Genomic DNA, 24,513 nt, shown 5'->3' on the forward strand with positions numbered 1-24,513 from the left:
ACCCTGCGACACGCCGCATCACGACTGAGCCGCCATCAGCGCCCGACGAAAATCCCCCCAGCGAGGCGGATCGCTCGCACGCTCCACCCACACCCAGCTGCCGGCTGCATCGGGATTGCGAAGCCGCAGCAGCACACGGTCCTGCAAGTCCAGCGCCAGCTCCAGCCGCCGCAGAGGCGCTCCTTCGCGATAGGCGTCGCTGCGCCAGCGCCAGAGCCCCTTGCATGGAGGCTCCTCGTCCAGGCTGGCCTGCGCGTCCCAATGCAGATGCCCGACTGGTGAGCGCTGCCAGCTGCGCCAGGCGAGTCCCACCCAACCCACCCACAACCCCAGCCCCGTCAGCGCCGTCCACTGGCGACCGCTCATCCCTGACGCAGGTGGCGCCTCGACCCCGTACCACCACGCGACCAATACCAACAGACCCAGAATGCCCAGCAGCACAAGCAACAGGCCATGAAAAAGACAACGCCCCACCGGATAGACCACCGATGGGGCGTTGCGCATGGCTTGGAGAAAGATGTGCCAGAACGGATCAGACGCGGCGGAAAACCAGGGTCCCGTTGGTGCCACCAAATCCGAAGTTGTTCTTCACGGCCACATCAATCTTCATGTCACGCGCCGTATTGGCGCAGTAATCCAGGTCGCACTCGGGATCCTGGTTGAAGATGTTGATGGTCGGAGGACTCTTTTGGTGGTGCACGGCGAGCACGCTGAACACACTCTCGATCCCCCCCGCCCCACCCAACAGGTGACCGGTCATGGACTTGGTCGAGTTGATCACCGTCTTTTTGGCATGCTCGCCAAGCGCGGCCTTGATCGCCTTCGTCTCGTTCACGTCGCCCAGCGGAGTGGAGGTACCGTGCGCATTCAGATAATCCACCTGATCGGCGTTGATCCCGGCGTTGCGCAATGCATTGACCATGGCGCGGCGCGGACCGTCCATGCTCGGCGCCGTCATGTGACCCGCGTCAGCACTCATGCCGTAACCAATCACTTCGGCATAGATCTTTGCGCCCCGGGCTTTGGCGTGCTCATATTCTTCAAGCACCATCACACCAGCGCCTTCACCCAGCACAAACCCATCACGGTCCTTGTCCCAGGGACGAGACGCCGTTTTCGGATCGTCGTTGCGGGTGGACAAAGCACGCATGGCAGCGAAACCACCCACCCCAAGCGGTGAAACCGTCGCCTCAGATCCACCAGCCACGATCACGTCGGCGTCGCCGTACTCGATCTTGCGAGCCGCCTCGCCAATGCAATGCAGACCGGTGGTGCAAGCCGTCACCACAGCGAGATTCGGCCCCTTGAAACCGAACCGCATCGACACATGTCCAGCGATCATGTTGATGATGGACGCCGGCACGAAAAACGGGGAAATCCGGCGCGCACCGCGATTCGCATACTCGGCATGGGTCGCCTCGATCATTGGCAAACCACCAATGCCCGAGCCGATGATGCAACCGATGCGGTTGGCAAATTCCTCGTCCAGTGCATCGCCCACGGGCAAACCCGCATCTTCCACCGCCTGCTGGGCCGCGGCGATGCCGAAATGGATGAAGGTGTCCATCGCGCGCGCATCCTTGGCGCTGATGTAGGACTCCAGATCGAAGTTCTTGACCTCGCCCGCGATCTTGCAGGCGAAGCTTGATGCATCAAACTTTGTGATGAGGTCGATGCCGGATTTTCCGGCGAGAAGATTGGCCCAGGCGTCAGCCACTGTGTTACCCACAGGACTGATGCAACCCAGACCGGTCACGACAACGCGACGTCGGATCATTGACTACCCCCACGCCTTTCACGGCGTGCAATGCATTGCCCCCCCAGGGAGCTGAAACCCCTTGGGGCGACCTTGCGGTGGCTCATGGATGGCTCAGGCCTTCTGGTGGGCCATCGCGTAATCGATGGCGTTCTGCACGGTGGTGATCTTTTCCGCGTCTTCGTCCGGAATCTCGATACCGAATTCGTCCTCAAGTGCCATCACCAACTCCACCGTGTCCAGCGAGTCGGCACCGAGATCCGCAACGAAAGCTTTTTCGTTGGTGACCTGACCTTCTTCGACACCGAGTTGTTCGGCAATGATTTTCTTCACACGTGCTTCGATATCGCTCATAAGTCCCTCTGAGGGTGGTTGAAATACAGACCGTCATTTTAGCCGGGCTAGGGAGGCATCCCTAGGTGGCCCGCCGGACGGCTTTCGCGGCGTTTCAGATCTATGGGGCTGCGGCCAGACCGGAATCAGGACATGAACATGCCGCCATTGACGTGCAATTCCTGCCCGGTCACATACGCGGCCTGCGGGCTGGCCAGATACGCCACCGCGTGCGCGATGTCGGCGGGCTTGCCCAGATGACCCAGCGGTATCTGGCCCAGCAGCGCCTTTTGCTGCTCCTCGGGCAGCGCAGCGGTCATGTCGGTTTCGATGAAACCAGGCGCCACACAGTTGACCGTGATGTTGCGACTGCCAAGCTCGCGCGCCAGAGCACGCGTCATGCCCGCAACGCCGGCCTTGGCCGCGGCGTAGTTGGCCTGCCCTGGATTGCCCGACGCACCAACGACACTGGTGATGCTGATGATGCGGCCGTAACGCTGCTTCATCATCGGGCGGATCACGGTACGGCTCATGCGAAACACGGCCTTGAGGTTGGTGTCGAGCACCGCATCCCAGTCGTCGTCCTTCAGACGCATGGCCAGCATGTCACGGGTGATGCCAGCATTGTTCACCAGCACCTGAACGCCGCCATGGGCCTTGACGATCTCATCGACCAGCGCCTCGCCAGCAGCGGCATTGTTCACATCCAGTGTCGCACCCCGGCACCCCGCCGCCGAGCCGGCCACGCCGGACAGCGCCGCGGTGATCTTGGCCGCCCCCTGGTCGCTGGTGGCGGTCCCGATCACGATCAGACCACGCGCAGCGAGCTCATGGGCAATCGCCGCACCGATACCGCGCGAAGCACCTGTCACCAGGGCCACCTGGCCCGCAAAGTTCACTTCAGACATGGTTTCGCTCCGTGGTTCAGGCCAAAAGGGTTCGCACATCGGCCAGCGTGGCCGGATCGTAGAGAGAGACACCGCTCAACTCGGCGTCGATGCGCTTGACCATACCGGCCAACACCTTGCCCGGCCCGCACTCCACCAGAGTCGTGATGCCTTGATCCTTGATGGCGCGCACGCACTCCACCCAACGCACCGGGCCAAAGGCCTGGCGATACAAGGCGTCGCGAATCGCTTCGACGTGGGTCACCACCGACACATCGATGTTGTTGATCACCGGTATCTGCGGTGCAGCCATCGACGTGGCGGCGAGCTTTTCTCGCAACTTCTCTGCCGCCGGCTTCATCAGACTGGAATGGAACGGAGCCGAAACCGGCAACAGCAAGGCACGCTTGGCACCGTGGGCCTTGAGCACCTCGCAGGCTTTGTCGACCGCTGCCTTACTGCCTGCGATCACGGTTTGCGCCGGATCGTTGAAGTTGACCGCCTCGACCACTTCGACACTGCCCGCACCGAACGTCGCCTGAGCCTCGGCACAACCGGTGATGACTTTTGCGGAATCCAACCCCAGGATGGCGGCCATGGCTCCCGTGCCGACCGGCACGGCTTCCTGCATGGCTGCGGCGCGAAACCGCACCAGCGGCGCAGCCTGCGCCAGCGTCAGCACACCGGAGGCCACCAGCGCCGAGTACTCACCCAGCGAATGCCCCGCCATCACAGAAGGCAATGCCCCGCCCTCGGCACGCCAGACGCGCCATGCCGCCACACCCGCCACCAGCATCACCGGCTGGGTATTGGTGGTCAGGGCCAGCGCGTCCTTCGGCCCTTCCTTGATCAAACGGGCGACATCTTCACCCAAGGCATCGGACGCCTCCCGCAACGTCTCCAGCATCGCCGGATGTTCGCCCCAAGCGTCCATCATGCCAACGGACTGCGAACCCTGACCCGGAAAAACAAAAGCAAACTTCTTCATGGAATATGGAATCACTCGTTGGCAAAAATGGTCGTGGCTCAAAGGTCCAGCAAGACCGCACCCCAGGTGAACCCGCCGCCCACGCCCTCGAGCAGGAGGGTGTCGCCCTTTTTCACCTGTCCGCCGCGCACCGCGTGGTCCAACGCCAGCGGAATGGAGGCCGCCGAGGTGTTGCCATGCTCGTCAACCGTGACCACCACCTTGTCCATCGACAACTTCAGTTTTCTCGCCGTGCTCTGCATGATGCGGATGTTGGCTTGGTGGGGAACCAGCCAGTCGATATCGGCAGCGGTCTTGCCGGCTTTGTCTAGAACCGCGCGAGCGGTGTCTTCAAGCACGCCAACAGCCAGCTTGAAAACCGCCTGACCATCCATCTTGAGCAAAGGGTCGCCGAGCACACTGCCACCCGACACATGACCCGGGACGCACAGAATGCCGGTGTGTTTGCCATCGGCATGGATGTCGGTGGACAGGATGCCCGGCGTCTCGCTGGCTTCCAGCACCACCGCCCCGGCACCATCACCAAACAGCACGCATGTGGTGCGGTCGTTGAAATCCAGAATGCGGCTGAACACCTCGGCGCCCACAACCAGCGCTTTGTGGGCGCTCCCGGTCCGGATCAAGGCATCCGCAACCGTCAGGGCATAGATGAAACCGCTGCACACCGCCTGCACGTCAAACACCGGGCAACCGGCAATGCCCAGCTTGTGCTGCAAGATGGCCGCCGTGGACGGGAACACCATGTCAGGCGTGGACGTCGCCACGATGATCAGGTCAATATCCCCGGAGGCAACACCAGCCGCTGACATGGCCCGACGGCACGCGTCGGCTGCGAGATCGCTGGCAAAGACACCTTCGGCAGCAAAATGGCGCGCCCGGATGCCGGTGCGCTCCACGATCCATTGGTCGCTGGTCTCGACCCCGCGCCGTGCCAACAACTCAACCATATCGGCATTGCTCAGGCGCTGTGGTGGCAGGCTGCTGCCGGTGCCGGTGATGCGGGCGAAGCGTGTCATGCAGAAGTGAGGACTGTATTAGAGGGTGGAAATGCTTTTGAACTCGCCGGACGCCGACCCCGCCGCGATCAGAGGGGCAGCATGGGCGATGCGCTCGCGCACGTTGTCGAGCAAATTGTTGTGGGCCGCATCATAAGCCCGGCACAGAGCCTGCTCAAACGCGAAGGCGTCGGCCGAGCCATGGCTCTTGAACACCAACCCCCGCAACCCCAACAGGGCAGCCCCGTTGTAGCGGCGATAGTCAGCACGTTTTTTAAAGGCTGATAACACCGGATAAGCACAGATAGCCGCCAATTTCGTCAACCAACTGCGAGAGAACTCGTCTTTGATGAAGCCTGCGAGCATGGTGGCCACGCCTTCGCTGGCCTTGAGAGCCACGTTGCCAACAAAACCGTCGCACACCACGATATCGGTCGTGCCCTTGAAGATATCGTTTCCCTCGACATTTCCAAAGAAGTTCAAATCACCCATGCTGGCCGCATTACGCAGCAGAACGCCGGTCTTTTTGATGATTTCACTGCCTTTGATGATTTCTCCGCCCACATTGAGCAGCCCCACGGTGGGCTCCGGCCGCCCGGTGATCGCCACCACCAGGGCCGAGCCCATCACCGCGAACTGCAACAGGTGCTCAGGGGTGCAGTCAACGTTGGCGCCGAGATCGAGCACGGTGGTGGCCCCGCCACGGGCATTGGGCAACTGGGAGGCAATGGCCGGGCGATCAATGCCATCCAATGTCTTGAGCACATAACGGGCGATCGCCATGAGCGCCCCCGTATTGCCGGCCGACACGACCGCCTGAGCCGCACCATCCTTCACCTGCTGGATCGCCACCCGCATGGAAGAGTCTTTTTTGCGGCGCAGCGCCACCTCCACCGGATCGTCCATGGCCACCACCTCGCTGGCGGCAATCACGCGACAGCGCGCATCACCCAACACCTGCGGCCACGGTGCAAAGTCGTCGGGCTTTCCCACCAACAGCAACCGTGCCTGCGGATGACTCGCCAAAAAAGCTGCACAGGCTGGCAGGGTGGCCGCCGGACCAACATCCCCACCCATGCAATCCACAGCAACGGTGATCATGACAACATCCTGGTGGTGGCACTCACGGCACCACAACAATGAAAAAAGCCCGCATGGAGCATGCGGGCCTGCGCCTGGATAGGCTTCCAACCCCCGATCGCGACACCGCGGCGAGGGCTGGAGCAGCCCGTCACATCAGGCTTCGGACTTGTTCTTCAGCACCTGGCGGCCACGGTAAAACCCGTTGGGGCTGATGTGGTGGCGCAGATGAACTTCACCGGTGGTGGGTTCCACGGCAATGCCGGGCACGTTCAGCGCATTGTGCGAACGGTGCATGCCACGCTTGGAAGGGGATTTTTTGTTTTGCTGAACGGCCATGGTGGGCTCCTGAAATCGGTTGGGGTCAAACGGGGTGGCAAATGGGGTGGCCAACATGCCAAAACACCCAATCAACCAGCTGAGACAGCTATCGTGCGCCTGACCCGAGTACACAAACGTACAAATGGATGTGAGCGCAAAGCCAAGCATTATAGCCCGAAGGCGGCCAGGGGTCAAAGGCCCTTGATCTTGGCGCGGCTTCCGGTCGAGGCGGCGACACCCCGGGTGCACATCACTTTTTCAGCCGAGCCAGCTCGGCAAAGGGATTTTTCCGCTCCGGCTCCTCATCGGTCGCAGCAACCGCCGGGTCCGCCACTTGCATGACCACAGGCACCGGACAGGTTTCGTGCATGGGCACCAAGGGCAGCTCCATCAGCAATTCGTCTTCCAGCAGCTCGTACAGACTCGGGCGAGGCTCCAGGGCAAGCACGTCTTCATCGCAATCGTCGTCTTCGGCACTGGCGGTGGCTTCATCCACCACAAAACGAAACCAGCGGTCAACGGTCAATGGCACATCCACGGGTCCCAGGCAACGTTGACAGGTTAGCGACACCGCTGCATCGGCTTGCAGATGCAGCCAGACAGCCGGCGCACCACCCGTGGCATGGGGGCGAAGCTCACCTTGCGCCCGCCACCGAACCCGCTGGGCCGGCACCTGATCTGCCATTCCATGTTGCTCGTCACTCAGGCGCTCGAACCGGGTCAGCGGATCATCGATCTGGAGATGGGCGCCCGCCTGGGCAAAGGCACGCACGTCCAGCCGATCGGCATTCCATGCCATTTTGGGATTCGCTTTCATCCCGGCAGTGTAAAAGAATGCAGGGAGAATACCGGCATGTCCTCGCATCGCCCCATCCCTCCTGCCCAAGCCTCCCGCCCCCTCGTCCTCGGCTCCACATCCCGCTACCGGCGCGAGTTGCTCGCGCGCCTCGGGTTGCCTTTCGATGTCGCCAGTCCCCTGGTCGACGAAACGCCCCTGCCCGGCGAAAAGCCCGCCGATCTGGCGATGCGACTGGCGCTGGCCAAGGCCCGCGAGGTGGCGCGGCGTCATCCCCACGCGGTGGTCATTGGCTGCGATCAGGTGGCCGACCTGCACGGCGAGCCGCTGGGCAAACCCGGCACCCACGAGCGCGCCGTGACCCAATTGCAGCGCATGCGCGGCGAAACGGTCATTTTTCAGACCGCGTTGGCCGTGGTCTGCCAGGACTCCGGTTTTGAGCAGAGCGACATCGCGGCCGTGCGCGTGGTGTTCCGCCAGCTCGATGACGACGAGATCGAACACTACCTGCGTGTGGAGCAGCCCTACGACTGCGCCGGTAGCGCCAAGAGCGAAGGACTGGGCATAGCCTTGCTGGAACGCATCGACAACGACGACCCCACCGCACTGGTGGGTCTGCCGCTCATCCGCACCTGTCGCATGATCCGCGCTGCCGGGGTGCAGGTCCTGTGAAAACCGGCACCACCCCACCGGGCACGCTGTACCTCGTGCCCACGCCGCTGGACTTTGGAACGACGCCCCCCGACCCCGGACCAGCAACCACGACCTCGCCCAGCCAGTGGTTGCCAACACAGACCCTGGCCGTCGCCAGCCGACTCACCCACTGGATCACCGAAAACGCCAAAAGCACTCGAGCCTTTCTCAAACGCGTGGATACCGTCGTTGGGCTCGGGGCACCGTTACAGGCACAGCAGATCACCGAACTGCCACGCGTGGCGCATAAAAAGGGGGACCATGCGCCACAGGCCGACGGCGAGGCCCAGGCCCGTGCGCTGCTGGCCCCGGCCCTGAGCGGCCACGACATCGGTCTGGTCAGCGAAGCCGGCATGCCAGCCATCGCCGACCCGGGCAGTTCCATCGTGCGCGCGGCGCATGCCATGGGCATGAGGGTGGTGCCGCTGACTGGCCCGGTCTCTCTCGTGCTTGCGCTGGCCAGCAGCGGCCTGAACGGGCAGAGTTTCGCGTTTGTGGGTTACGTTCCGCAGGAAGCGAGCGAGCGCGCCAGGCGCTTGCGCGAACTGGAGGCCTTGGCGCTCAAGACCGGACAAACGCAGATCTTCATCGAGACCCCCTACCGCAACACCGCTCTGCTCCAAACCGTCTTGCAAACTTTGCACCCGCACACCCGATTGGCCGTGTGCTGCGGGCTCACGCTGCCGCAGGAGGTGACCCGCAGCGCACTGGTGGGTGACTGGAAAAAACGGGCCCTTGGCGACGGACTGCCGCTGGAGACCCCTGCGGTATTTCTGATCGGTCGCTGAATCAGCGGCGGTGAGGAATGCCGGCTGCGAACCGGTTCAGGCCAGGGCCTTCTGCATGTGCGCGCGCACCGCCGTGCTCAACTCACTGTTGGCCAGCGCCAGGTCGATCGTGGCCTCCAGGAAACCTTCCTTGCTACCGCAGTCGTAACGCGTACCGTCATAGCGGAACGCAAAGACCTTTTCGGTTCCGATCAGGGCGGCAATGCCATCGGTCAACTGGATTTCGCCACCCGCACCCCGTGGCTGGCGGCGAATGCTGTCAAACACCGCCGGCGTGAGGATGTAGCGTCCGGCCACCGCCAGTGTCGACGGTGCGACTTCTGGCAATGGCTTTTCAACCATGCCAAAAACTTCCGCCACATTTCCGCTGGCGCCCCTCACATCCACCACGCCGTAGCGGCGGGTCTCCGAGCGAGGTACGTCCTGCACCGCCAGCACCGTGCCCGGGTCGCGGTCGTAGGCCTGCACCATCTGCTGCAACACGGTCGGCCCGCCCCTGGCCTGGTCCCTGCCCATCATCAAATCGTCCGCCAGCAACACGGCAAACGGCTCGTCGCCAACCAGCCGCTCCGCGCACAACACCGCATGGCCCAGACCCAAAGCGCGCGGTTGACGCACGTACACGCAGTCCATGTCGTCGGGTTTGATGGCATGCACCAGTTCCAGCAGCGCACGCTTGTTACCCGCCTCGAGCTCGGCCTCCAGCTCGTAGGCGGTGTCAAAGTGGTCTTCGATCGCTCGCTTGTGGCGCCCCGTCACGAAGATCATTTCCCGGATACCCGCCGCATACGCTTCTTCCACCGCGTACTGGATCAGCGGTTTGTCGACCACGGGCAGCATCTCTTTGGGAATGGCTTTGGTGGCGGGCAAAAAACGGGTACCCATGCCCCCAACGGGAAAAACAGCTTTTTGAATCTTCATTGACGTTTCCAGACTTTGTTGTGTTCAACCATGCCCACCGTAGCGGACGCGAAACCGGCTCAGTCCCTTGAAAAATGGAGCAACCCATCCAGGCAAAGAGCCTTCCTGTCGGCATCCGATCTTGCGAAGCCCTGACCAGCGCAATGGACTCCACGAACCGTGCGCAGTTCCGCGCGAGAGATTTGGTTACTTGAGTTGCACCCCGGCGGAACGCGCCGCCATGAAGATGCCCTGGCCCATGCTGGCGCCGAGCTGCCTGGCCAGACGCAGACCGACATTTTCGCGCTGCGTGTAGTCCACGATGTCTTCCGCCTTGACAATCTCGCGCGCCACGGAATCCAGACTGCCCAGCCCATCGGCCAGGCCCAGGGCCACCGCCTGCTGACCACTCCAGACCAGACCACTGAAGGTGTCGGGCGACTCCTTGAGGCGATCCCCCCGGCCGCTTTTCACCACGGCAATGAACTGTGCGTGAATCTCGGCCAGCATGCCCTGGATATAGGCACGCTGTGCTTCGTCCTGTGGGCTGAACGGGTCCAGCATGGCCTTGTTGGTGCCAGCCGTCATCAGGCGGCGCTCGATGCCGAGCTTCTCCATCAAGCCAGTGAAGCCAAAGCCGTCCATGAGAACGCCAATGCTGCCAACCAGACTGGCCTTGTCCACATAGATGCCGTCGGCGGCGGCCGCGATGTAGTACGCGGCCGAGGCACAAGTCTCTTCCACAACGGCATAGACCTTTTTCTGGTGCAAGGCCTTGAGACGTGTGATTTCGTCGTTGACGATGCCGGCCTGCACCGGACTGCCACCGGGGGAATCGATCAGCAAGACCACCGCCTGTGCGCCCTGGTCTTCGAAGGCGGAGCGCAAGGACGCGATCACGTTTTCCGCACTGGCTTCGGCGTCCGATGCAATCTCGCCCCGGATCTCGATCACCGCCGTGTGGGGCGTGCTCACGGACGCACCAACGCTGTTCGCGCTGTAAACCATCCAGGCGATGAAGCCAAAGAACGCCAGCCACAGCAGGCGCGAGAACAGCCTCCAGCGCCGCGCGGCCTGCTGCTCCCGGATGGTGGCGAAAACCAGCTTTTCGAGGGTCGCACGCTCCCAGGCCACACCCTTGCCCTGGTCCACACTGGAGCCCGTGGGCAGACCCATGTCGTCGTCGTTCATGTTCAAGAGGCTCTCAGAATTCAACAGGTTTGAGGTTGTATTGTGACCGCCAATGCACGACGCCATCGCGCTCGACCAGCGCGATCTTGATCAGGCCACCCCGACACGGCCCACCTTGACACTCACCGGTATCGGGCTGGTAGATGGCACCATGCGTCGCGCAAAGCAGCCAGCGACCACTGTCATCGAAGAAGCGCTCTGGCTGCCAGTCCATTTCCATGGCCACGTGGGCACAGCGGTTGAGGTAGGCATGGACCTGCCCCTTGAAGCGGATGGCAAACGCGCGACAGGTCTGCCCCGCATACACGACGTCAAAGGAAACCGCCCGGCCTCCGTCGACGAGATCGCCGCTGCCACAGAGCGGGAAAACCGGATCGCTGTCCAAAGATGGCATGCCGTCGCCAGACTCAGGCGTTGGCACTGAGCCAGTCGTGCAGCTCGCGCACCGAATGCGCGACATGCAACGGGGCCAGCGCGCCAAACGCTTCGGACCCGTGAGCCCCATAGCTCACACCAATGCTCGCACACCCCGCATTGAGCGCCATCTGCAGATCGTGAGTGGTGTCGCCAATCATCAAAGTGCGTTCGGGTGCGACGTCAAACTCGCGCATGAGTTCGTGCAACATGACCGGACTGGGCTTGCCTGCGGTTTCATCGGCCGTGCGCGAACCATCAAACAGCCCCTGCAGCTCCACGGCTCGCAAGGCCTCGTTGAGTCCGCTTCGGCTCTTTCCCGTGGCCACCGTCAACCAGTGGTGCCGGCTCTTGAGTTCGGACAGCAGAGGCAACACACCTTCAAAGAGACTGATGTCGTGTTGACGCGCCAGGTAGTGGTGGCGGTAACGCTCCCCAAGCTGCGCGTATTTCTCGCGTGGCACATCGGGCGCCGCATGGGCCAGCGCCTGCATGAGCCCCATGCCGATAACGTAGCTGGCGGCCTGATCACTGGGCACGGTTCCACCGACGTCGCGCACAGCCGCCTGAATGCAGCGCGTGATGATGGCGGTGGAGTCAAAAAGGGTGCCATCCCAGTCAAAGGCAATGAGATCAAATTGGCGCGGGCGCATGGTTTCGGGGTGAACGGTGGATGCCCTGCATTATCAGCGCCACCCCCCAAACCCCTCGGGCGACAACGGCTCAGCCACAAGACAAAGGGCACCCGAAGGTGCCCTTGGCGGGGACGGCGGTGGTTCCGTCAGATACGAAAATCTTCGATGCTCTTGCCCGAAGCCAGCACGGCGCGCACCCATTCGGGTTTGCGCCCCGGGCCACCGGCCCACAGTTCGCCATTGGGACCGCGGTACTTGGCCGGGGCACTGGACTTGGACTTGCCTGCCTTCTTGCCACCCGTGGCGCCGCCCAGGTCGGCCACCGTGATGCCAAATTGTTTCATTTTGGCCTTGATGTCGGCAATGACAGCGGACAGTTCATCCTTGCGTGCCTGTTCGGCTTGCGCCATCAGGGATTGAGCCTGCGCCATGAGTTCGGAATAGCTTGCCATTGAGTTTCCTTGTTTGTGTTAACCGTTATTTGCAGTTCAGCATCCCAACGATGCTATGCACCATTGTAATGCCTATTTTTCAACCTGCATCCATTTTTCAAGCTCCGGGGGCAATTCAATTTGTAACTCCAATGGCGCCCCGGAGACCGGATGCGACAGCCGGAGCCGCCAGGCGTGGAGAAACATGCGCTTGAGCCCCGATCTGCTCAATAGTCGATTGAGTTCGAAATCACCGTACTTGTCATCGCCTGCAATCGGATATCCCGCCGTGGCCAGGTGCACCCGGATCTGGTGCGTGCGTCCCGTCTTGATGGTGACTTCCAGGAGACTGAACCCATCGGGCGATGCGGCTTCAAGACCCGCAGGTGCTGGGATATGCCGAGCCACCTTGACCAAGGTGAGCGATCGCATGCCATCCGGATCGTCCTTGCCCACCACTTTGACGCGCCGCTCGCCATCGGCCAGCAGGTATTTGTGCAGGGGCTGGTCCAGCACCTTGAGGTTGGCGGGCCAGTTGCCTTTGACGAGCGCCAGATAGGTTTTGCCGGTTTCGCGTTCACGAAACTGATCCTGCAATGCCTTGAGCGCGCTTTTCTTTTTGGCGATCAACAGGATGCCACTGGTTTCCCGGTCCAACCGGTGCACCAATTCGAGCAGACGGGCCTGCGGTCGTGCCTGCCGCATTTGTTCGATCACACCAAAGCTGACACCACTGCCACCATGCACCGCCACGCCGGCGGGTTTGTCGATGGCCATGAATGCATCGTCTTCGTACACCACGGGGAATTCGCGCGCCGGAGCGGGATTGGCGGCCTTTTCTTCAGCGCGTTCGGACAACCGAATGGGGGGAATGCGCAACACGTCGCCCGCAACCACTCTGTCGTCCGCGCCCACCCGTCCCTTGTTGCGCCGCACTTCGCCCGATCGGATGATGCGGTAGATGTGGGTCTTGGGCACCCCTTTGAGAACCCGGATGAGGAAATTGTCGAGCCGCTGACCTGCCGACTCTTCGTCGACGGTGAGGTATTGGACGGCCACGGGGGCCACAGTGGAAGACTTGAAACTCAAGGAAGTGTCGCCAGAAATTCGGGCCCCACGAACCGAAGGAGCGCACTATAATGTGCTGCGCCAGTCGTGTGCTGTAAGTGATTGATTTGCTTGAGTTTAAGGCAGTCACCGCCAGCAGGCCTCCCCGCTTTGAATACCTGGGAGCCGATTGGACAATCGTTGCCACCCGCCGCACCCGGACTTGGCTGCCGCCCCCGAAGCACTTTTTGAAGAGGCCGGGTGCCGCGCCGGTCAGGTGGAAGCTGCGGGCGAACCCGTCAGAAAACTGCGAACCCGAATACGGAATACCCCAATTGCCCAGCCCCGCTTCAGAGACGCCAAAAGGCGCTTCAAAAACCGGCTGGGTGAGGATGAAGTGAAGCCAGAGACATCACCGGCAAGATTCATGTCCCAGACAGCCATCAAGCCCTCCCTGTTCACCCAAGTCCACGCGCCTACGCCCTGACCCGGCGTTCGACGTGGTGCGCCACCGGCGTGCCCGACCTTTCGAACGCTCTGCCTGCATCCCTGGTGAAGCCAGGTGGCAGCGGGTCATTGGCTCTCCGGCAATTCCTCCCCGTTTGCGCTTTTCCGCTGGTTCACGGCAGGTCGGTGCCTGGGTCTGTCCCGGTGCCATGTCAGTGTCAGTGAAAAGGAAAACGCATCATGAAACGGATGTTGATCAACGCCACGCAGGCCGAAGAGCGCCGCCTGGCGATCGTGGACGGGCAAAAACTGCTCGACTACGAAATCGAAATCGAAGGGCGCGAACAGCGCAAGGGCAACATCTACAAGGCGGTGGTGACGCGCGTCGAACCCTCGCTGGAAGCCTGCTTCGTCGACTACGGCGAAGAGCGCCACGGTTTCCTGCCATTCAAGGAAATTTCGCGCCAGTATTTCGCCGCCGGTGTGCCCGTCAACCAGGCGCGCATCAACGACGTGATCAAGGAAGGCCAGGAACTGCTGGTCCAGGTGGAAAAGGAAGAGCGCGGCAACAAGGGCGCGGCACTGACCACCTTCGTCAGCCTGGCCGGCCGCTATGTGGTGCTGATGCCCAACAACCCGCGCGGGGGCGGTGTGAGCCGTCGCATCGAAGGCGAAGACCGCCAGGATCTCAAGGCCGCGCTCGACCAGCTGGAATACCCCAACGGCATGAGCATCATCGCGCGCACCGCCGGTATCGGCCGTGAAGCGCCCGAGCTGCAGTGGGACCTGAACTACCTGCTCAAGCTGTGGAACGCCATCGACGGCGCCGCCAAGGGCGGCAAGGGCGCCTACCTGATCTACCAGGAATCGAGCCTGGTGATCCGTGCCATCCGCGACTACTTCAACAGCGACATCGGCGAGATCCTGATCGACACCGACGACATCTTCGAGCAGGCGCACCAGTTCATGAGCCACGTGATGCCCGAGCATGGGCACCGTGTGAAGCGTTACCGCGACGACGCACCGCTGTTCTCGCGCTTCCAGATCGAACACCAGATCGAGACCGCCTACAGCCGCACGGTGAATCTGCCTTCGGGTGGCGCCATCGTGATCGACCAGACCGAAGCGCTGGTGGCGGTGGACGTGAACTCGGCGCGCGCCATCAAGGGCGGCGACATCGAAGAGACCGCCACCCGCACCAACCTCGAAGCCGCCGACGAAGTGGCGCGCCAGGCCCGCCTGCGCGACCTTGGCGGCCTGATCGTGATCGACTTCATCGACATGGAAGAGTCGAAGAACCGCCGCGAAGTGGAAAACCGCCTGCGCGACGCGCTGCGCCAGGACCGTGCCCGTGTGCAGTTCGGTGCCATCAGCAAGTTCGGCCTGCTTGAAATGAGCCGCCAGCGTCTGAAGCCCATGCTCAGCGAAGGCTCGTCCATCCCCTGCCCGCGCTGCGGTGGCTCGGGCCACATCCGCGACACCGAGAGCTCGGCGCTGCAGATCCTGCGCATCATCCAGGAAGAATCGCTCAAGGACAGCACGGCCGCCGTGCTGGTGCAGGTGCCGGTTGAAGTGGCCAGCTTCCTGCTCAACGAGAAGCGCACCGAGATCACCAAGATCGAACTCAAGCAGCGCATCAACGTGCTGCTGGTGCCCAACAAGTCGCTGGACACCCCCAACTACAAGCTCGAACGCCTCAAGCACGACGACCCGCGTCTGGACAACCTGGATGCCAGTTACAAGCTGGCCGACGAGGTGGACGACGTGGCCAGCTTCACGCGCCGCAGCCAGGAACGCACCAACAAGCAGGAGCCGGTGATCAAGGGCGTGCTGCCCGACGGTCCCGCTCCCGTAGCAGCCCCCAAGCCGGAAGTGCCTGTGGCTGCAGCCCCCGTGGCCCCAGCGCCTGTAGCACCCGCGGCCAAGGCCCCGGCACCGGCCGAAAAGGGTTTCTTTGGCTGGCTCAAGAGCCTGTTTGGTGGCGCCTCGGAACCGACTCCAGCGGTTACCGAGAAGCCCGCCGTGGCACCGGCCGCCAAGGCCGGAGACCGCGAACAGCGCCCCGATGGTCGCCGTGATGGCGGCCGCGACGGCCGCGGCCGTGGAGGTCGCAACGGTGCCGAGGGCCGCACCCCGCGCGAAGGCCGCGAAGGTGGCCGTGGTGGACGCGGTGGCGAAGGCCGCGGCGTGGAAGGCCGCCCGGAAAGCCGTGAGGGCCGCGAAGGTGGCCGCAACGGCGAACGCCGTGGCGAGGGCCGGGTAGAGGGTCGCGGCGAAGGCCGTGGTGAAGCACGCGGTGAATCCCGTGGCGAGGGCCGCAACGGTGGCCGCCGGGACAACCGCCGCGAGGCCGCGCCGGTCGACGCCGTGCAAGGCGCTGAACAGCTGCTGAACGCCGCACCGACCGCGGGCACCGAAACGCCTGAAGCAGCCGAAGCCCAGCGGCGCGAACGCCGCCCACGCAACGACAACCGCCGCCGCCCACAGGAGGGCACCGATGCGGCGCCGCAAGGTCTGAACGAAGCCGCCGCCCAGCGCGTGGAACAGGACGCTCAGGCCAATGCCGAAGCTTCGGCACCCACTGCCGAAGGCGGTGATGCCGACAACGGTGGCCAGCGCGTGCCCCGTGAACGCCGCAGCCGCGACCGCTATGGCCGTGACCGCCGCGAACGTGCTCCGCGCGATGCCGCCGCGCCGGAAGGCGACGACGGCACCACTTCGAGCGCCCCGGTGAACCCGAGCGAGGACGCCGTGTCCGAGGCTCCGGTGCGCAGCAGCTACTTCAGCCTGCCGGTGGAGCCCAACCCCGCCCAGGCCGTCGTGGCACCGGTGGTGGAGGTGGTTGAACCCGTGGTCGAACCGGTTCCCGTGCTGGCCGCCGCGCCGGCGCCCCGCCCGGTGCCCGCCCCCGTGGCACGCAGCAGCGCTGCTCCCGCTCCTGCGGCGGCTCCCGTGGCCCGTGGCCTGCCCAAGGTGCAGCCGTTCACGGTGTCGATCGACGAGCTGAACCAGGTGGCTCATGCCAGCGGTCTGGAGTGGATCAACTCCAACGCCGACAAGGTGGCCCAGGTGCAGGCGGCCATTGCCGCCGAACCCAAGCCGATCCATGTGCCGCGCGAGATCAAGCCGGTGGTACTGCCCGACGACGGTCCGCTGGTGTTGGTGGAGACGCGCAAGGACCTGCGCAACATGCCACTGCCGTTCGAAACCCAGTGAGTCCCCGCCCTGCTGCGGCAGGGCGCCCCGCTCTCAACAAAAAAACGCCGGTCGAATCGACCGGCGTTTTTTTGTGCCCCATGAAAACCCGGCGCGGATGCCCGGACCGTGCTCAGCACCGGGCGTGCGCCCAGTGCGATCGATCAGTTCAGCAAAGCGGCCTTTTTCCAGGCCCCCTGCGCGGTGGCCTCGTCGCCCCGTTCTTCGGCCAGCAGGGCCAAGGCACACCAGGTGCGGCGCAGCAGGGTGGGCTCAAGCAGGCTGTGGCTCGCCTGACCCAGCAACTGGGCGGCCTTGCCCCAGAGCTGGCGCTGCATGCAGGCCTGCCCGGCGAGGTATTGCAGGTAGGCGTTGTTGGGCAACTGGCGCTGGGCCTGCTCCAGGCGTGCCAACCAGGTGGCGTCGAGCTGGGGGAGGCCCGGTTCCAGTGCCAGCACCAGCTGGCGCTGCTGTCCTGCATCCAGGGCCTCGAACCCCTGCCACACCGGATCCAGCCAGGTCCGGGCCAGGTCCGCGGCCTGCACACGGTCGGACTCGCCGACCAACGGATCGGTCACCAGTTGGTTGGCGCGTTGCGCAGCCGCCAGCGCCAGTTCGGGCACAGCGTGCTCGCTGGCGTCCAGCCCGTTCCAGACCTCCTGCAACTGCGGCAGGTCGTGCGCCTCGTGCAAGGCATCGAGCACCAGCCCTCGCACGATGCTGCGCGAAGCCTCGGGCGAAAACGCACGGTGCTTGGCCAACAGGCGCGCTGTTTCCAGCGCTTCGGCGGTGGCCCCACCGAGCCGCGCGACACGCAGCTTCAGGCGCAGCGCCTGGGTACGACGCGCCGCGCCCTGCGGCAGTTCGGCCAGGCGGCTGCGCGCGGCATCGTAGTCGCGGTCTTCCACCGCCCAGCGCACGGCGCGCAACAGCGCGCCTTCGACGGCCTCGGGCGCACTGCGAGTCAGTCTGGGGTGCAGTGCGGCCTGCAGGTTGGTATCGCGCCGTTCGCGGTTCTGCAGCGACTGCGCACTCTCGGCCAACAGCAGATGCGCCAGCAATTGCAACTGATCACGCCGGGGCCAGGAGGTCGATGGGGAGGATTTCAGCTGGTCCAGCGCCTGCTGGGCCGACGCCTGGGCTCGCACGAACCGGCCCGACAGCTGGAGCGACAAGGCGTCCATCACGGCGCCCACCACCGCCCGCTCGATCTGCTGGCTGCGCCAGCGCTGCGCCTTCGCGGGCAAGTCGCGCAGGGCTCCGAAGGCCCGCAGGGCCAGGTGCAACAGCACAAAGCCCGCGACCAGGGCAAACAACACGAAGTTGAAGGAAACGTCAAAGCGGTAGGGCGGCCAGAAGAGCGTGAGCGTGGCCGCGTTGTGTCCGACCAGCAGGGCCAGCGCCACGGCCAGCGTGGCCAGCCCGAGCAGCCAGAACACACTGCGCATGGCCCCGCCCTGTCGTCTGCCGGTCATCAGCGTCCTCCAGCGGCGGCGGCCAGCGCGGCCAAGGTTTCGTCGGGACGCGGCAGCTCGTTGTCCACCAGATCCTTGCGCAGTTGCGCGAGCGCGCTCCGCGCGCCCCCCACCAGCGGCGAGGTGGTTTCGAAATAGCGCGCCAGGGCCGCCTCCACCGCCTTGACATCGGCCTGACTCGACGTGAGGTGCCGGGCCAGCAAGCCCAGGCGGGCGTTGAGCAATTTGAGCTTGAGGTTTTCGCGCAGGAAAAACGCCTGTTCGGGCGCCATCAGGGCGGCTTCCGGGCGGTCGATGCGACTGACGCGCACCAGTTCGCGCCCACTGCGCGTGACGTCGGCCCAGATGCGGGCCCAGAGGGACTGCCAGGCCAGCGACACCCGGTCCCAGCCCTGGCTCGGCGCATCGCCATCGGAGGACGGCAAGGCCTCGGTCGATGCGGTCGCGGTGGCATCGCTGCCCGCCATGCTTGCCGCGGGAGCCGCTGGCTTCTCTGGCGCCGCTTTGCCCGCCTTGGGCGCGGCGCTTTTGGCTGCCCCCGCCACACGGGCGCGAGGCCCCACCTCGTTGAGGACGGGCCATTCATCCACCTGGCGCGCCAGTTCGTCCAGCCGCAGAACCAAGCCAGGAATGTCGGCCAGCGGGGCCTTCTGGATGCGGTCGATGTCCCGCGCAATGGCGCGCTGCACCGGGTTCAGACGGGGTTGGGCTGCGCGAGCGATGCGCTGGTCGGCCGCCTGCAGCGCGGAGATCAGCGGCTGGGCCGTGCCGGTGAGCTGGGCCTGCTGCTGCGCCAAGCGCAGCGCCGACTCCAGGTCCTGGACCAGGTTGTCGTCGCGCGAACGCGAGAGCGTGAGCATCAGCTCTTCGAGCTGGCTGCGCTGTAGGCTCACCTCGGACAGCCGCACCTCGGCCACCGCCAGCCGGGCCTGCAGCTCCTGCGTCAGGGCCTCGGCCTGCGCGGCCAATCGGCGCGCGTCCGCGGCCTGCGTTGCGCTGTCCTGGCTGCGCCGCGCAAGTTCCTGCTGGGTGGACCCGAGCTTTTCCCACAACAGGCCACTCATGATCAATGCCAGGGTCGCCAGCACCATGGCCAGCACCGCCGCCCAGCGACCGGAGCGCGGTGCCGCGGTGGGCATCACCGAGGCCGCGCCGCCTGCGGCGGAAGGCGCGGAAAGAGGGGTATCGGGTTGGGTCTGGCTCATGGGCGGCTCCAGTTCGATTCTAGAGTGCGCAGCACGTCGAGCAGGGCCGGGCGGGTTTCCATCACCCGGCCAAAGCCGATCGCGCGCGCGGTGGCCGCGATGCGGGGGTGCGTGGCCAGCGCTGCCGCGCTTGACCAGTCCTGTTCGGGTGCGGCGGCGTGCAGGTGCTCCAGCGCCTCCGAACTGCTGAACAGCCAGACGCTGCCGGCGGCGCTGGCGGCGTCGACCTGTGCACGTTGGACACTGTCCCACAGCGGCGCATGGCGCTCGTAAGCCACGCAGGCGTCCACCCGGGCGCCCGCAGCTTCACAGCGGCGGATCAGCCAGTCACGGCCGTTGCCGGCCAGCGCACCAGCGCCCGGCTCGGCTGGCGCATCCGGGGACGCGCCACGCACGATCAACACCAGGGCGCCGCCACGCAGCTGCGGCGCGACCACCGGCCACAGGGCCTCGGAATCGAACTGCGCCGCATCGGCCGGCGGGGCGTCGATCTGCGTAACCCCCAGGCCCAGCGGCGCCAGCGCCTGGGCGAGCACGCGCGCGGTACCGGGCCCCGGGGCCCAGAACCGGGTGTGCATTGCGTCGGGCGCTCGCGCGGGCATGGCCGGCGACCAGAAGTGGCCGACCGCGGCGGCGCTGACGAACATGATGGCGTCGGCCTCAAACCAATGGGCCCGCCAGTGCGCCAGCGTGGCCAGCTGCGCCGGGTCGTGGGGATCGGTGATCTCGATCAGCGGCAGGGCCTGCGCCGGCCAGCCCTGGGCCCCCAGGGCCTCCACCCAGACAGCGGCCTCCGACGCAGGCCGCGTGACGATGAGCCGCTCCAGCGGGCTCGCCTCGGGCCGCTGGACGGGTGCCGCGGTCAAGGCTTCAAACCTCCACGGCGGGAGGCTGGGCACCGGCCGCGCGCAGGGCCTCGGCCACACGCTGGCCCAGAGCCTCGGCCTGCGCCAGATCGCGCACCGGAGCCTGCTCGCTCACCCGCACCACACCTTGCAGGCCGTCGGGGTCGCCCCAGGCGGCGTCGAGCCGCAGCTGGCCCGACCCGGCCGCTTCCCACTGGGCATAGGCCGCCAGCGGCATGGAGCAACTGCCGCCCATGGCACGCGACACCGTGCGCTCGGCCGCCACGCGGTACCAGGTGGGCAGGTGCACCAGCGGCGCCAGTGCCTCGATGAGATCGGGCCGGTCGGCCCGCACCTCGATGCCCAGCGCGCCCTGCCCGGCGGCGGGCAAGGAATCGGCGGGTTCAAAAACGTGGCGGATGCGCCCGGACAAGCCCAGGCGCTTGAGGCCGGCGGCGGCCAGCACGATGGCGTGGTACTGGCCTTCGTCGAGCTTGCGCAGGCGGGTGTCCAGATTGCCGCGCAGCGGCTCGATGCGCACGTCGGCACGGCCAAGCGCGTCGAGCGCTTCACGCAACAGCACCAGACGGCGCAGGCTGGAGGTGCCCACCACCGCGCCCTGGGGCAGCTCGGCCAGCGAAGCGCACGCCGAAGACACCCAGGCGTCGCGCGGGTCCTCGCGCTCCATCACGCAGGCCAGCACGAAACCCTCGGGCAGGTCCATCGGGACGTCCTTGAGCGAATGCACGGCCATGTCGGCACGCCCCTCTTCAAGAGCCACCTCCAGCTCTTTCACGAAGAGCCCCTTGCCACCCACCTTGGACAGGCTGCGGTCCAGGATCTGGTCGCCCTTGGTGGTCATGCCCAGCAGGTTCACCCGGTGCCCCCGTTGCTCCAGCAGCGCCTTGACGTGCTCGGCCTGCCACAAGGCGAGACGGCTTTCCCGGGTGGCGATGGTGATGGACAGCGCGGGGGGGGTGTTTGAAATCGACACGGCGAAGGATCACAAAAGATCATGCCCGTAGGGGGCGTTTCCGTACCCGCTTGGTAACGGGAAGGGCAACTTTGGATGCTAGCATGGCCGCTGCCAAAAATATCAGCAACCCCCACCCGACACGCCCGCCATGAGCCGATCGCCTGCCCGTCCCGTCGCCGCACTCCCCGTCACCCGTCCCACCGCCACACGGAGTGCATCGCGCGCCGACAAGGACCAGCCGCTGATCGACGACATCCGCCTGCTCGGGCGCATTCTGGGCGACGTGATCCGCGAACAGGAAGGACAGGCCGCCTTCGATCTGATTGAACAGATCCGCCAGCTCTCGGTGGCGTTCCGGCGCCACGCCGACCAGTCGGCCGACAAGTCGCTCAAGAAGCTGCTCAAAGGCCTCAGCGGCGACCAGACCGTGAGCGTAATCCGCGCCTTCACCTACTTCAGCCACCTGGCCAACCTGGCCGAGGACCGGCACCACATCCGGCGCCGCGCCGTGCACGAGCGGGCCGGCGATCTGCAAGAAGGCAGCCTGGCCATGACGCTGCAGCGGTTGAAAAAGGCCGGCATCGCGCCGGACCAGATCGTCCAGACGCTCGCGCAGGCCCACATTTCGCCGGTGCTCACCGCCCACCCCACCGAAGTGCAGCGCAAGAGCATCCTGGATGCCGAGCGCGCCATCGCCCATCTGCTGGCCGAACGCGAACACCTGCTGCCGCGCGACCAGGCCGACTTCGACGCCCAGCTGCGCGCCCACGTGACCCAGCTCTGGCAAACCCGTCTGCTGCGCTTCACCAAGCTGACCGTGGCCGACGAGATCGAAAACGCGCTGAGCTATTACCAGGCCACCTTTCTGACGCAGATCCCCCGCATCTACCGCGACCTGGAAGAGGGCCTGGGCGACAGCGTGGCACCGTTTCTTCGCATGGGCCAGTGGATCGGCGGCGACCGCGACGGCAACCCCAACGTCACGGCCCAGACGCTGGAGCTCGCCCTGCACAGCCAGGCCGACCTGGTGCTGCGCCACCACCTGACCCAGGTGCACCTCCTGGGCGCCGAGCTGTCCGTGTCGGCCATGCTGGCGCGGGTCAGCCCCGAGATGCAGGCGCTGGCCGAACGATCGCCCGACACCAACGCGCACCGCCAGGACGAACCCTACCGCCGCGCCCTCACCGGCATGTACGCCCGCCTGGCCGCCACGCTGCAACAGCTGACCGGCGGCGAGGCCGCACGCCACGCCGTGGCACCGCAGCAGCCCTACGGCAACGCCGGTGAGTTCCTGGCCGACCTGCGCACCATCGAAGCCTCGCTGGAGGCGAACCACGGCGCGGCCCTGGCACGCGCGCGCCTGCACCCCCTGATCCGCACCGTCGAGGTGTTCGGCTTTCATCTGGCCACCATCGACCTGCGCCAGAGCTCGGACCAGCACGAGGCGGTGGTGGCCGAGCTGCTGGCCACGGCGCGCATCGAGCCGCACTATGGGCAGCTGGACGAAGTCGGCAAACGCGCCCTGCTGCTGCGCCAGCTCAACGACGCGCGACCGCTGCGCGTGCCGGGCGCGGCCTACTCGGCCCACACCCTGGGCGAGCTGGCGATCTTCGAGAACGCCCGCAGCGGGCGCGAGCGCTTTGGCGCGCAGGCCATCCGCCACTGCATCATCAGCCACACCGAAACCGTGAGCGATCTGCTGGAGGTGCTGGTGCTGCAGAAAGAAGCCGGCCTGATGCGCGGCCTGCTGCAGGAAGACGCGCGCTGCGACCTGATCGTGGTGCCGCTGTTCGAGACCATCGAAGACCTGCGCAACGCCGCGCCCATCATGCGCGACTACTACGCCCTGCCGGGCGTGCGCGCCATGGTGCAGCGGGGCGCGACCGACGGATACAGCGAGCAAGACATCATGCTTGGCTACTCCGACAGCAACAAGGACGGCGGCATCTTCACCAGCAACTGGGAGCTCTACCGCGCCGAGACCGATCTGGTCGAACTGTTCGATGCGCTGAACCTGGACGCACCACAGAAAATCGGCCTGCGCATGTTCCACGGACGTGGCGGCACCGTGGGGCGCGGCGGTGGCCCGAGCTACCAGGCCATCCTGGCCCAGCCCCCCGGCACGGTGCGTGGCCAGATCCGGCTGACCGAACAGGGCGAGGTGATCGGCTCCAAATACGCCAACCCGGAGATCGGCCGGCGCAACCTGGAAACCCTGGTGGCCGCCACCCTCGAAGCCACGCTGCTGCAACCCACGCGCAACGCCCCCAAGGCCTTTCTGGACGCCGCGGCCGAACTCTCGACCGCCAGCATGTCGGCCTACCGCGCGCTGGTGTACGACACCCCGCGTTTCGCCGAGTATTTCTTCGCCGCCACGCCGATCCGAGAGATCGCCGAGCTCAACATTGGCTCGCGCCCGGCCTCGCGCAAAGCCACACAGAAGATCGAAGACCTGCGCGCCATTCCCTGGGGGTTCAGCTGGGGCCAGTGTCGCCTGACGCTGCCCGGCTGGTACGGCTTTGGTTCGGCCGTGCAGACCTTTCTGCACCGCGACGGCCCCCAGGGCGTGGCGAAACAGAAGGCCCTGCTGCAGAAGATGGTGAAACAGTGGCCTTTCTTCAGCACCCTGCTCTCCAACATGGACATGGTGCTGGCCAAGAGCGACCTGGCCCTGGCCTCGCGCTACGCCGAACTGGTGCCCGACAAACGCCTGCGCACCAAGGTCTTCACCGCCATCGAAGCCGAATGGCACCGCACCGCCGACGCGCTTTCGCTGATCACGGGCGAGAAACACCGGCTGGTGAACAACGCGGCGCTGCAGCGCTCCATGCGCCACCGCTTCCCCTACATCGACCCGCTGCACCACCTGCAGGTGGAGCTGGTGCGGCGCTACCGCGCGGGGGAAAACCAGGCCGATCGCGACGAAAAGGTGCGCCGCGGCATCCACATCTCCATCAACGGCATTGCCGCGGGGCTGCGGAACACGGGGTAACCCCCCCACGCCAGCCCCCCAAAAAGGGCAACCCCCCGCGGCCGGGCGAAACCCGTTCCGCGGTGTTCCGGGTGGCAGTCACCTCATTCGTTTCAGGTTTTGCTTCTCGGGCCAGCACGGTGA

At 65.2% G+C, this 24,513-nt stretch carries 23 protein-coding genes; 4 read left to right on the forward strand and 19 right to left on the reverse strand.

Features of this window, described 5'->3' with window-relative positions:
* Positions 1-18: 18 nt before the first annotated feature.
* The 9 genes from KIH07_RS22460 to KIH07_RS22500 all read right to left on the reverse strand — a co-directional run bounded on the left by KIH07_RS22460 (position 19) and on the right by KIH07_RS22500 (position 7,177).
* Entirely contained in the window at positions 19-504 is a 486-nt protein-coding gene (locus KIH07_RS22460) for a hypothetical protein (RefSeq protein WP_226494084.1), read from the reverse strand.
* A 28-nt stretch (positions 505-532) separates the two neighbouring features.
* Positions 533-1,777: a beta-ketoacyl-ACP synthase II gene (gene fabF, locus KIH07_RS22465; protein ID WP_226494085.1), complete on the reverse strand. Its 1,245-nt coding sequence runs from the start codon at positions 1,775-1,777 to the stop codon at positions 533-535.
* Positions 1,778-1,870: 93 nt separating this feature from the next.
* Positions 1,871-2,110 carry an acyl carrier protein gene (gene acpP, locus KIH07_RS22470; RefSeq protein ID WP_068173947.1) on the reverse strand — a complete coding sequence of 80 codons (240 nt, stop codon included), beginning with the start codon at positions 2,108-2,110 and terminating at the stop codon, positions 1,871-1,873.
* A 125-nt stretch (positions 2,111-2,235) separates the two neighbouring features.
* Positions 2,236-2,997, reverse strand: a complete 762-nt coding sequence (gene fabG / locus KIH07_RS22475; RefSeq protein WP_226494086.1) for a 3-oxoacyl-ACP reductase FabG — start codon at positions 2,995-2,997, stop codon at positions 2,236-2,238.
* Positions 2,998-3,013: 16 nt separating this feature from the next.
* The gene (gene fabD / locus KIH07_RS22480; RefSeq protein ID WP_226494087.1) at positions 3,014-3,964 is read right to left on the reverse strand and encodes an ACP S-malonyltransferase; all 951 of its coding nucleotides are present in this window, start codon (positions 3,962-3,964) and stop codon (positions 3,014-3,016) included.
* Positions 3,965-4,002: 38 nt separating this feature from the next.
* Complete coding sequence (locus tag KIH07_RS22485; protein ID WP_226494088.1) at positions 4,003-4,980, reverse strand: beta-ketoacyl-ACP synthase III; 978 nt, start codon at positions 4,978-4,980, stop codon at positions 4,003-4,005.
* 18 nt (positions 4,981-4,998) lie between these two features.
* The gene (gene plsX / locus KIH07_RS22490) at positions 4,999-6,060 is read right to left on the reverse strand and encodes a phosphate acyltransferase PlsX (RefSeq protein WP_226494089.1); all 1,062 of its coding nucleotides are present in this window, start codon (positions 6,058-6,060) and stop codon (positions 4,999-5,001) included.
* A gap of 135 nt (positions 6,061-6,195) precedes the next feature.
* Positions 6,196-6,378 carry a 50S ribosomal protein L32 gene (rpmF, locus tag KIH07_RS22495; RefSeq protein WP_066086119.1) on the reverse strand — a complete coding sequence of 61 codons (183 nt, stop codon included), beginning with the start codon at positions 6,376-6,378 and terminating at the stop codon, positions 6,196-6,198.
* Between the two features lie 232 nt (positions 6,379-6,610).
* Positions 6,611-7,177, reverse strand: coding sequence for a YceD family protein (locus KIH07_RS22500; protein ID WP_226494090.1), 567 nt, complete (start codon positions 7,175-7,177; stop codon positions 6,611-6,613).
* 36 nt (positions 7,178-7,213) lie between these two features.
* On the opposite strand from KIH07_RS22500, the gene KIH07_RS22505 reads away from it, so the two are divergent.
* Both KIH07_RS22505 and KIH07_RS22510 read left to right on the forward strand, forming a co-directional pair.
* Positions 7,214-7,828 (forward strand): Maf family protein, encoded by a 615-nt coding sequence (locus tag KIH07_RS22505; RefSeq protein ID WP_226494091.1) that lies wholly within the window; start codon positions 7,214-7,216, stop codon positions 7,826-7,828.
* Positions 7,825-8,637 (forward strand): SAM-dependent methyltransferase, encoded by an 813-nt coding sequence (locus tag KIH07_RS22510; RefSeq protein WP_413465786.1) that lies wholly within the window; start codon positions 7,825-7,827, stop codon positions 8,635-8,637. Before KIH07_RS22505 ends, KIH07_RS22510 begins: the two co-directional genes overlap by 4 nt.
* A gap of 36 nt (positions 8,638-8,673) precedes the next feature.
* Here KIH07_RS22510 and galU read toward each other — a convergent pair whose 3' ends face one another.
* The 6 genes from galU to KIH07_RS22540 all read right to left on the reverse strand — a co-directional run bounded on the left by galU (position 8,674) and on the right by KIH07_RS22540 (position 13,297).
* Positions 8,674-9,558, reverse strand: coding sequence for a UTP--glucose-1-phosphate uridylyltransferase GalU (gene galU, locus KIH07_RS22515; protein WP_226494092.1), 885 nt, complete (start codon positions 9,556-9,558; stop codon positions 8,674-8,676).
* A gap of 186 nt (positions 9,559-9,744) precedes the next feature.
* The gene (locus tag KIH07_RS22520; RefSeq protein WP_413465787.1) at positions 9,745-10,728 is read right to left on the reverse strand and encodes a S49 family peptidase; all 984 of its coding nucleotides are present in this window, start codon (positions 10,726-10,728) and stop codon (positions 9,745-9,747) included.
* 13 nt (positions 10,729-10,741) lie between these two features.
* Positions 10,742-11,122, reverse strand: a complete 381-nt coding sequence (locus tag KIH07_RS22525) for a Rieske (2Fe-2S) protein (RefSeq protein ID WP_226494093.1) — start codon at positions 11,120-11,122, stop codon at positions 10,742-10,744.
* Positions 11,123-11,135: 13 nt separating this feature from the next.
* On the reverse strand, positions 11,136-11,795 hold the full coding sequence (locus KIH07_RS22530; RefSeq protein WP_226494094.1) for an HAD family hydrolase: 660 nt from the start codon (positions 11,793-11,795) through the stop codon (positions 11,136-11,138).
* A gap of 128 nt (positions 11,796-11,923) precedes the next feature.
* On the reverse strand, positions 11,924-12,229 hold the full coding sequence (locus tag KIH07_RS22535; protein ID WP_226494095.1) for an H-NS family nucleoid-associated regulatory protein: 306 nt from the start codon (positions 12,227-12,229) through the stop codon (positions 11,924-11,926).
* 72 nt (positions 12,230-12,301) lie between these two features.
* Complete coding sequence (locus tag KIH07_RS22540) at positions 12,302-13,297, reverse strand: RluA family pseudouridine synthase (RefSeq protein WP_226494096.1); 996 nt, start codon at positions 13,295-13,297, stop codon at positions 12,302-12,304.
* Positions 13,298-13,942: 645 nt separating this feature from the next.
* Here KIH07_RS22540 and KIH07_RS22545 point away from each other — a divergent pair.
* Positions 13,943-16,918: an Rne/Rng family ribonuclease gene (locus tag KIH07_RS22545; RefSeq protein ID WP_226494097.1), complete on the forward strand. Its 2,976-nt coding sequence runs from the start codon at positions 13,943-13,945 to the stop codon at positions 16,916-16,918.
* 143 nt (positions 16,919-17,061) lie between these two features.
* Here KIH07_RS22545 and KIH07_RS22550 read toward each other — a convergent pair whose 3' ends face one another.
* Genes KIH07_RS22550 through hemC form a run of 4 tightly spaced genes read right to left on the reverse strand, consistent with a single transcriptional unit; the run spans position 17,062 to position 21,410 of the window.
* A complete protein-coding gene (locus KIH07_RS22550; protein WP_226494796.1) occupies positions 17,062-18,345 on the reverse strand; it encodes a heme biosynthesis HemY N-terminal domain-containing protein in 1,284 nt (427 codons plus the stop codon).
* Between the two features lie 26 nt (positions 18,346-18,371).
* Complete coding sequence (locus KIH07_RS22555) at positions 18,372-19,577, reverse strand: uroporphyrinogen-III C-methyltransferase (protein WP_226494098.1); 1,206 nt, start codon at positions 19,575-19,577, stop codon at positions 18,372-18,374.
* Positions 19,574-20,443, reverse strand: a complete 870-nt coding sequence (locus tag KIH07_RS22560; RefSeq protein ID WP_226494099.1) for a uroporphyrinogen-III synthase — start codon at positions 20,441-20,443, stop codon at positions 19,574-19,576. The genes KIH07_RS22555 and KIH07_RS22560 overlap by 4 nt, the downstream gene beginning before the upstream one ends.
* Before the next feature lie 4 nt (positions 20,444-20,447).
* Positions 20,448-21,410, reverse strand: coding sequence for a hydroxymethylbilane synthase (gene hemC / locus KIH07_RS22565; RefSeq protein WP_226494797.1), 963 nt, complete (start codon positions 21,408-21,410; stop codon positions 20,448-20,450).
* A 136-nt stretch (positions 21,411-21,546) separates the two neighbouring features.
* Between hemC and ppc the strand changes: the two genes are divergently transcribed.
* Positions 21,547-24,390 (forward strand): phosphoenolpyruvate carboxylase, encoded by a 2,844-nt coding sequence (gene ppc / locus KIH07_RS22570; RefSeq protein WP_226494100.1) that lies wholly within the window; start codon positions 21,547-21,549, stop codon positions 24,388-24,390.
* The last annotated feature ends 123 nt before the right edge of the window (positions 24,391-24,513 follow it).

This window comes from Hydrogenophaga taeniospiralis (assembly GCF_020510445.1).
Lineage (GTDB): Bacteria > Pseudomonadota > Gammaproteobacteria > Burkholderiales > Burkholderiaceae_C > Hydrogenophaga.

Coding starts and splice junctions, on each gene's coding strand:
- KIH07_RS22460 (WP_226494084.1), bottom strand. CDS start 504: ATGCGCAACGCCCCATCGGTGGTCTATCCGGTGGGGCGTTGTCTTTTT.
- fabF (WP_226494085.1), bottom strand. CDS start 1,777: ATGATCCGACGTCGCGTTGTCGTGACCGGTCTGGGTTGCATCAGTCCT.
- acpP (WP_068173947.1), bottom strand. CDS start 2,110: ATGAGCGATATCGAAGCACGTGTGAAGAAAATCATTGCCGAACAACTC.
- fabG (WP_226494086.1), bottom strand. CDS start 2,997: ATGTCTGAAGTGAACTTTGCGGGCCAGGTGGCCCTGGTGACAGGTGCT.
- fabD (WP_226494087.1), bottom strand. CDS start 3,964: ATGAAGAAGTTTGCTTTTGTTTTTCCGGGTCAGGGTTCGCAGTCCGTT.
- KIH07_RS22485 (WP_226494088.1), bottom strand. CDS start 4,980: ATGACACGCTTCGCCCGCATCACCGGCACCGGCAGCAGCCTGCCACCA.
- plsX (WP_226494089.1), bottom strand. CDS start 6,060: ATGATCACCGTTGCTGTGGATTGCATGGGTGGGGATGTTGGTCCGGCG.
- rpmF (WP_066086119.1), bottom strand. CDS start 6,378: ATGGCCGTTCAGCAAAACAAAAAATCCCCTTCCAAGCGTGGCATGCAC.
- KIH07_RS22500 (WP_226494090.1), bottom strand. CDS start 7,177: ATGAAAGCGAATCCCAAAATGGCATGGAATGCCGATCGGCTGGACGTG.
- KIH07_RS22505 (WP_226494091.1), top strand. CDS start 7,214: ATGTCCTCGCATCGCCCCATCCCTCCTGCCCAAGCCTCCCGCCCCCTC.
- galU (WP_226494092.1), bottom strand. CDS start 9,558: ATGAAGATTCAAAAAGCTGTTTTTCCCGTTGGGGGCATGGGTACCCGT.
- KIH07_RS22520 (WP_413465787.1), bottom strand. CDS start 10,728: ATGAACGACGACGACATGGGTCTGCCCACGGGCTCCAGTGTGGACCAG.
- KIH07_RS22525 (WP_226494093.1), bottom strand. CDS start 11,122: ATGCCATCTTTGGACAGCGATCCGGTTTTCCCGCTCTGTGGCAGCGGC.
- KIH07_RS22530 (WP_226494094.1), bottom strand. CDS start 11,795: ATGCGCCCGCGCCAATTTGATCTCATTGCCTTTGACTGGGATGGCACC.
- KIH07_RS22535 (WP_226494095.1), bottom strand. CDS start 12,229: ATGGCAAGCTATTCCGAACTCATGGCGCAGGCTCAATCCCTGATGGCG.
- KIH07_RS22545 (WP_226494097.1), top strand. CDS start 13,943: ATGAAACGGATGTTGATCAACGCCACGCAGGCCGAAGAGCGCCGCCTG.
- KIH07_RS22550 (WP_226494796.1), bottom strand. CDS start 18,345: ATGCGCAGTGTGTTCTGGCTGCTCGGGCTGGCCACGCTGGCCGTGGCG.
- KIH07_RS22555 (WP_226494098.1), bottom strand. CDS start 19,577: ATGAGCCAGACCCAACCCGATACCCCTCTTTCCGCGCCTTCCGCCGCA.
- ppc (WP_226494100.1), top strand. CDS start 21,547: ATGAGCCGATCGCCTGCCCGTCCCGTCGCCGCACTCCCCGTCACCCGT.